The sequence below is a fragment of the uncultured Nostoc sp. genome (assembly GCF_964245575.1).
Classification (GTDB): domain Bacteria; phylum Cyanobacteriota; class Cyanobacteriia; order Cyanobacteriales; family Nostocaceae; genus Nostoc.
On record NZ_CAXTNP010000321.1, the window covers coordinates 1 to 7,732 of the forward strand.

6 protein-coding genes are annotated in these 7,732 nt (G+C 44.7%); 3 read left to right on the top strand and 3 right to left on the bottom strand.

Annotation, left to right across the window (positions count from 1 at the left end):
• Positions 1-21: 21 nt before the first annotated feature.
• The gene (locus ACFFAP_RS32850; RefSeq protein ID WP_375515142.1) at positions 22-516 is read right to left on the bottom strand and encodes a hypothetical protein; all 495 of its coding nucleotides are present in this window, start codon (positions 514-516) and stop codon (positions 22-24) included.
• 601 nt (positions 517-1,117) lie between these two features.
• Here ACFFAP_RS32850 and aroF point away from each other — a divergent pair.
• Entirely contained in the window at positions 1,118-1,990 is an 873-nt protein-coding gene (aroF, locus tag ACFFAP_RS32855; RefSeq protein ID WP_375515143.1) for a 3-deoxy-7-phosphoheptulonate synthase, read from the top strand.
• Positions 1,991-2,006: 16 nt separating this feature from the next.
• On the opposite strand, the gene ACFFAP_RS32860 is transcribed toward aroF, so the two are convergent.
• A complete protein-coding gene (locus ACFFAP_RS32860; protein ID WP_375515144.1) occupies positions 2,007-2,192 on the bottom strand; it encodes a hypothetical protein in 186 nt (61 codons plus the stop codon).
• 135 nt (positions 2,193-2,327) lie between these two features.
• On the opposite strand from ACFFAP_RS32860, the gene ACFFAP_RS32865 reads away from it, so the two are divergent.
• Both ACFFAP_RS32865 and ACFFAP_RS32870 read left to right on the top strand, forming a co-directional pair.
• Positions 2,328-3,791: an efflux RND transporter periplasmic adaptor subunit gene (locus ACFFAP_RS32865; RefSeq protein ID WP_375515145.1), complete on the top strand. Its 1,464-nt coding sequence runs from the start codon at positions 2,328-2,330 to the stop codon at positions 3,789-3,791.
• 54 nt (positions 3,792-3,845) lie between these two features.
• Complete coding sequence (locus tag ACFFAP_RS32870; protein ID WP_375515146.1) at positions 3,846-7,082, top strand: efflux RND transporter permease subunit; 3,237 nt, start codon at positions 3,846-3,848, stop codon at positions 7,080-7,082.
• 426 nt (positions 7,083-7,508) lie between these two features.
• Here the strand turns inward: ACFFAP_RS32870 and ACFFAP_RS32875 are convergent.
• Positions 7,509-7,732, bottom strand: a 224-nt coding sequence (locus ACFFAP_RS32875) for a hypothetical protein (RefSeq protein ID WP_375515147.1), incomplete at its 5' end; no start/stop codon positions are given.

The window sequence follows — 7,732 nt, forward strand, 5'->3', positions numbered from 1 at the left end:
GTCCCTCATCTCCCCAGTCCCTCATCTCCCCATCTCCCCATTTCTCCATCGAGCGATCGCCCTCAAATATGCTGCAATTGGAATCTGATAAATTTCAATCACAATCCAAACAATAATTGATAAATGTGATAAGAAAGTTAATATTGTCCAAATATATGGCATCCAAGTAATGGGTTCTTTGAGATTAGCAGGAAAATAGTAAGCTACTATGCCAATTAGAGTAGTGGGAAGAATTATAAAAACTGCTGCTGCTAGTCCATAACCCCAACCTAATTCCACACCTTCCAACTGGCCTTCTGTCCAACTAAACCCATTCCAACGCCAAATTAAAGGTGGTTGTCTAGAAGGCATCTTGATTTGCTCTAGTTCTAGGTTGACTGTAAAAATCTCTTGGCAAAAGTCACAAGCCATAGCTTCCATCAATGGCATGTGAGAAATCTTACCTATCCGACAGACTGGGCAGGGGTAAACTCCATAATAGTCGAAAGATTGGGCTAAGATTTTGGAACTAGGCATAATGAAACTGATATGATCCTAAAAAGTTGATCTGGTGAATGAGGACTTGGGTAAGAATAATGTATGGCGATCATCAATTGTCTGCAATAAGCTTTCGCAAGGTGAGATGACTTGTCAGGAGAATTATATATTTTTAGTTCTCAATCCTGGTTACTAGTCTTCACTCCCACATTTGTACTGAGTCTATCGCTTTTTTATGGTTTGTGGGGGTCTTGACAGCGCTTACTCTTCCTGTTAATGTTACTTTACATAGGCATATTTCTTAAGTTTTCCAGCAAAAGCCCCGTAAATGCTTGACACAAATTCCTACTTTTATTTTTGGTTTAGGGTGGTTCACCGGGAGTGAATCGAGTTTCCGTTAGGAAACCGCCCGGTGAACCGCAGAGCGAACTCTGCGGTTTTTGTTGTATTAAAGAGAATTTCATTGTTATGACTTATTTGAATAGCTGGTTTTATGGCTTTTACTTTTGGCCCAGACTAAATTCCGGGTAAATAGCGTCATGCCAATGAATCAGAACGCGCCCGGAACTCCTTAAAGGTTCCGGGCTTTTTTGTTATCGCAAAATAGTGCCCAATAATTAATTTTTAGGAGAATAGAATCATGATTAACGCCAAACTTGCCGCACAATCTCATCCGAACCACCAAACAATCGTTAAAATTTCCGAAAAAGTCGCTTTCGGGGGCAAAGAACTGGTAATTATCGGTGGCCCCTGCACTGTTGAAAGCTTAGAACAAATGGAGATAGTTGCCCAAAAGCTATCTACTGCATCGGTGCAGGGGTTGCGTGGCGGTGTCTACAAACCCCGCACATCTCCCTACGCTTTCCAGGGTATGGGAGAAGAAGGATTGGAGATTTTGGCAAGGGTACGATCGCACTACAATATGCCAGTTGTCACCGAAGTTATGTCAATTTCCCAAATTGAAGTAGTCGCCGCCCACGCTGATATGCTTCAAGTTGGTAGCCGCAATATGCAAAACTTCGATTTGCTCAAAGCTTTGGGACAAGCAGGTAAACCAATACTACTCAAGCGTGGGTTAGCAGCGACAATTGAAGAATTCGTCATGGCTGCTGAATATATCCTCAGCCACGGGAATCCTGATGTGGTGTTGTGCGAAAGAGGTATTCGCAGTTTCGATGATTACACCCGCAACGTCCTGGATTTAGGGGCAGTGGCAGCACTCAAGCAAATAACTCACCTGCCTGTGATTGTAGATCCTTCCCATGCAGTTGGTAAACGCGAACTAGTAGCACCTGTGGCTAGGGCTGCGATCGCTTGCGGTGCAGATGGATTAATTATTGAATGTCACCCAGAACCAGAAAAATCTGTTTCTGATGCCCGTCAAGCACTTTCTTTACAAGATATGGTGCATTTAGTTGATAGTTTAAAGCCTGTAGCAATAGCCGTTGGGCGCAGTATATCAGAAGCAATCGGGGCGGGTTTGTCACCTGCCCCGATTTTTTGTGCAGCTTAAATTTAGTTATTAGTCATTAGTCATTGGTACTAATGACTTTGATTTTTGCACGGCTTTTTATGAAAACGAGCGATCGCGGGAGGGTGTCGCAAAGACAAGCGATGTTTTTGTAACCGTGGGATGAGTAAAAATATTTATTCTGGCTGAAAGACAAACTGCGATGCCTACGACGGTAAACTACGCCTTCGTAAAATAAAGTCACATCAAGTTTTACAGCAATTTCTCTCCTAAAGGGGTAGGCGAAAAAAACAATTCTTAGTACATTAATGTTTAGTTTAGCTAATATTATGCTTTTCTAATTAGATTAATTGCAACCAACCATTTTGCGGAAAATGCGATGTCTAATGACAAGCTAGTACGTATCTGTGCTTTTTCCCTTTCCCCCAGAATTGTTGATATGCGTTGTTTAGCCCCTGTTCAGACGATAAAGCCTTCGTCTTTGGCTGCTCAAACTGTTCCTCGTTTTCAGAGTCTTATTCAAAGAGCGCGGTTATCGCTACTTGTATTAGGTCTAGCCTACTTGTGTAGTGCTTGTAATGCTTCCGAAGCCCAATCAACTGGAAAAGAAGCAGGAAAAAAACGATCTGTGCCAGTGGTGGTTGCTACTGCGGCTCAAAAAACGATTCCAATACAATTATCGGCTACGGGAACGGCAGAAGCATATTCCACAGTATCTGTCAAGTCTCAAGTGGGCGGACAACTTACGGGAGTCTATTTTCAGCAAGGACAGAACGTTAAGAAAGGAGACTTGTTATTTAAAATTGATTCCCGCCCTCTACAAGCCGCACTGATGCAAGCTAATGCTGCCAAAGCTAAAGATTTAGCTCAGGTGAAACAGGCACAGGCAAATGTGCAACAAGCGATCGCCCAGGTGAACCAGGCAAAAGCGAACGTTGTAAAGGATAAGTCCCAGGCAACAAATGCAAATGTGCAGGCTCGACGTTATGCTAAGTTGCTCAAGCAAGGGGCAATCAGTAAAGAACAGGCCGAACAGTATCAGACTACTGCTAATGCTCAACAGGCGACAGTGAAAGCAGATCAAGGTGGAGTGGCAAATGCTGAAGCAGCAGTGGCGGCAGCCCAAGCAGATGTCCAAAATGCTCAGGCGGTAGTAGTGGCAGATGAAGCTGCGATCGACAATGCCAAAGTTCAGCTTTCTTATACTTCCATCTACGCACCAATTGCTGGACGCACGGGTAGCTTGAAGCTAAATCAAGGCAACTTAGTACAGGCAAATGCCACCGATCCGTTAATTACAATCAGCCAAATTCGCCCGATTTACGTCAACTTTTACATTCCCCAGCGACTGTTGCCAGACATCAAAAAATATAGTGCTAACGGTAAGTTAGAAATCGATGCTTTACCTCCTAAAGATGCAGGGCATCCGGTACGAGGCGAACTTACCTTTGTTGATAATGGAGTCAATACCCAAACAGGCACAATTCAACTTAAGGGAACTTTTGCCAACGCTGACGAACGCCTCTATCCAGGGCAGTTTGTCAATGTAGTACTCAAACTGAGCGAAGAACTAAATGCCATTACTGTTCCTTCCCAAGCAATACAGAGTGGACAACAGGGGCAGTTTGTGTATGTAGTAAAACCTGACAAAACAGCAGAAATGCGTCTAATTACGGTAGCTGACACCGTTGGGAACGAAACGGTAATTAAGCAAGGGTTGAAACCAGGCGAACAAGTAGTCACTGATGGACAATTCAACCTAGTACCTGGTGCCACAGTCCAAGTGAAACCGGAAGTAGGAAGCAGAGGGGCAGGGGGGCAGAGAGCAGGGGGAGAAAGGTAAACTCCTCACTCCTCACTCCTCACTCAGCACTCAGCACTCATTCAAGGGAACGCGATGAACATTTCTGAGCTATTTATTCGGCGTCCAATCATGACAACTCTAGTTATGGTTGGCATTTTGATATTTGGGCTGATCGGTTACCAACAGCTACCCGTTAGCGACCTGCCCAATGTAGATTATCCAACACTCCAGGTAACAGCTAACCTGCCCGGAGCTAGTCCAGAGACGATGGCTTCCTCGGTAGCAACTCCCTTAGAGCAGCAGTTTTCTAGCATCGCGGGAGTGAGTTCGATGAACTCTACCAGCTCTTTGGGTAGTGCACAGATTACGCTGCAATTTGACCTAAATCGGGATATAGACGGGGCAGCACAAGATGTGCAATCTGCTATTTCTAAGGCAGCAAGGCAGCTGCCCACGAATATGCCTAATCCACCATCTTATCGAAAGGTCAATCCGGCGGATCAGCCAGTTCTCTATATATCACTCAATTCGTCTATTCTGCCCCTTTCAACTGTAGACAAGTATGCTGAGACATTGCTGGCACAACGCCTCTCAATGGTAGATGGAGTGGCGCAAGTGCAGGTGTACGGCTCCCAAAAGTATGCGGTACGAATTCAAGTTGACCCGGAATCGCTGAGTGTCAAAGGCATAGGAATTGATGAAGTAGCTGATGCGATCGCTAACGGAAATGTCAATTTACCTACTGGCACACTTTACGGTCAACAGCAGAATTCTACCATCCAAGCAAACGGTCAACTCAACGATGCCGCCAGCTATCGCTCCCTGAATGTGGCCTATCAAAACGGCGCACCAGTGCAGCTAGGTGAACTAGGTCAAGTTCTGGACAGCGTGGAAAATGATAAGATTGCGAGTTGGTATTTTCCTGTCAAGAAGGAGAGTAAGGGAGCAGGGAAGAAATCCAAAATCCAAAATTCTGGCGTGCGGGCGATCGTTTTGGCAATTCAGCGCCAACCGGGAACTAATACCGTTCAAGTAGTGGATGCCATCAAAAAACTGCTACCCACCTTCCAGACACAGATTCCGGCGGCTGTGAACATGGATATTCTCTATGATCGCTCCCAGTCAATTCAGGAGTCAGTGGATGATGTACAATTCACGCTGTTACTCACCATCGCTTTGGTGGTGCTAGTAATCTTTCTATTTCTTCGCAATATTTCTGCTACAGTCATTCCCAGTTTGGCAGTACCGCTTTCGATAGTAGCGACCTTCGGGGTAATGGTGCTACTGGGCTTCTCCCTCGATAACCTATCACTGATGGCGTTGACCCTTTCAGTAGGTTTCGTGGTAGATGATGCTGTAGTCATGCTAGAGAATATTGTCCGCCACATGGAAATGGGCGAAAGCCGCATGGAAGCAGCCCTAAATGGTTCTAAAGAGATTGGTTTCACAATTTTATCAATGACCATCTCCTTAGTAGCAGTATTTATCCCGATACTCTTCATGGAAGGCATTCTGGGGCGATTATTCCGGGAGTTTGCCGTTACCATCAGCGTTGCCATCTTGGTATCTGGCGTAATTTCCCTCAGCTTAACGCCAATGCTGTGTTCCAGATTCTTGAGTCCACCTCATCATGAGCAAGAGAGTGGGGAAGCAGGGGAAGCAGGGGGAGATGAGGGAGAAATTCTCAATTCCCAATCCAAAATTCAAAATTCAAAATCCCGAATCAAAAATTTTAACCGTCGTCTCTACAACTTTTCGGAAAACGTTTTTAATGTGATATTGGGCGGATACGATTGGAGTTTGAAGAAATCACTCAAGTATCACCGTACGACGATGGTGATTTCAGGAGCGATTCTTGTAGCAACAGTGTATCTATTTATAATTGTGCCTAAAGGGTTTGTTCCCAACGCAGATGTTGGACAAATAACTGCAACTACTCAGGCATCAGAGGATATATCCTTTGATGAGATGGTAAAACATCAACAGGCTGTAGCTGCGATCGCTTACCGCGATCCGAATGTCGATTCCATCAACTCCAGCGTCGGGGCTGGTGGGCCAAATGCTTCCGCCAACGCTGGCAGAATTTTAATCGAACTCAAGCCTCGTTCTCAACGCCATCTCAATGCTGATGAAGTTGTGCAAGAACTCCGACCGAAGTTGTCAGTTGTTCCTGGAATCAAGGTATTCTTACAAAATCCCCCAGCTATTAATGTGGGTGGACAACAAACAAAAGCGCAGTATCAATTTACTCTCCAAAGTCCCAATATTCAGGAACTTTACCAGTACGCTCCAGCTTTAGAAGAGAAATTGCGATCGCTCTCAGATTTACAAGATGTCAACAGCGATTTGCAAATCAAAAATCCGCAAGTAAAAGTAGACATCAACCGCGATCAAGCTTCGGCTCTAGGTTTGACGGCTAATCAAATCGAAACTGCTCTGAGTAATGCTTATGGCACTCGCCAAGTTTCCACTATCTACGCCCCCGATAGCCAGTATCAAGTAATTATGGGCGTGGAACCAAAATATCAGCAAAATGCCAACGCCCTAGATTTACTCTCAGTTCGTACCCCCAGTGGACAACTTGTACCACTCAACGCTGTAGCAACCTTGAGAAAAGATGTAGGCCCCTTGACTATCAACCACAAAGGGCAACTGGCATCTGTCACCTTCTCCTTTAACCTGAAGCCAGGAGTATCACTCGGTAACGTCACTGGGAAAATTGAAGAACTCGCCCGTAAAACACTGCCACCTACAATTAGTACAGGCTTCCAAGGTTCAGCGCAGGCATTCCAGTCATCGATTCAGGGCTTAGGACTGCTACTACTGGTTGCCATCTTCGTGATTTATATTGTGTTGGGGATTCTCTACGAGAACTTCATTCACCCGTTGACAATTCTTTCTAGCTTACCCTCTGCTGGATTTGGGGCACTGTTGACCCTGTTGCTGTTTCAAGTTGACTTGAATATTTATGCCTTCGTGGGCATTATTCTGCTGGTTGGCATTGTGAAGAAAAACGGGATCATGATGGTTGACTTTGCAATTATTGCCCGTCAAAACGGCAAAACCCCTTATGATGCTATTTATGAAGCCTGCTTGGTGAGATTCCGTCCAATTATGATGACGACAATGGCAGCACTTATGGGTACGCTACCAATTGCCCTCGGCTTGGGAGCCGGAGCAGATACACGCCGCCCCCTTGGTTTAGCAGTAGTTGGGGGGTTAGTATTCTCGCAGTTTCTTACACTTTATTTGACGCCTGTTTTCTATACTTATATGGAGTCTTGGCAAACAAAGCTCAAAAAACGCAATTGGCGCAAACAGCCAATTTAAAACTCCCCCGACTGAACAAATAACACTTGGTTCATTTGTTCAGTCGTGTTTAAACGATTCATTGTGGGAAAAATCGGATTTTTTTATTACAGCTATTTTCAGGTAAATAGACCACGCGGTAGGGGCACAGCAATGCTGTGCCCCTACGATAGATGTGGTTCAAATACTTGAATTCTGCTGTAAGTATTAATAATGATACAAATACGCCAGTAGGGCATGGCATTGCCATGCCCCTACGAGAAATCTATATGTATCAGGATTTTCGTGAATTGGTATAATTCCAAACTCTCCTCACAACCCGTCTACACATTAACAAAAGCCCTCTACAAGCTAATTCCAAAGCTATAGGGTACTTTTGATATAAACAGAATATTCCATACAAAAACTTTGTTCACGAGTAAGGTAGTTTTGGTTAGCAGAGCTTACTTACCTGTATTTTTTGGAGCCTGTGTTTGCTCCGGCGTAGCCCGTCGTAGACATCGCTTTTACAAATACCTCCAGCCATTTGATACTCCTAGCTATCTTCAAGACAGAAGCTGCTACAGACTGCGCGAAACACCGAAACGTCTTGGCAGAAGTTACTACTCTTAAGACGGAAGCTGCTACAGACTGCGCGAAACACCGAAACGTGAAAGCAGAAGTTAATTTTT